Annotated in this window: 1 protein-coding gene; it reads left to right on the forward strand. The window is 67.8% G+C overall.

Annotated features, from left to right (window positions below; translation table 11 throughout):
- The coding region (locus ACZYOF_RS44575; protein WP_463719696.1) for a helix-turn-helix domain-containing protein at positions 1-273 on the forward strand (273 nt) is incomplete at both ends.

Consider the following 273-nt stretch of genomic DNA (forward strand, 5'->3'; position numbering starts at 1 on the left):
TGCTGGCGGCCGATGCCGGCAGCTGCGACGCAGAGATTGTCCGAACCGTCCGGGTCAGCCTTTCCACCGTCGGCCGGACCAAGCGCCGCTTCGTGGAAGGCAATCTGGAGCGGGCCTTGAGCGAGGAACCGCGTCCGGGCGCGGAACGCAAGCTGACAGGCAAGGAAGAGGCCTTGCTGGTGGCGACGGCATGCGCCAAGCCGCCCACCGGACGCAAACGCTGGACGCTGACGCTGCTGGCCGACGCGATGGTCAAGCTCACCGATCACGACA

This window comes from Bradyrhizobium sp. LeoA1Lang (assembly GCF_055413685.1).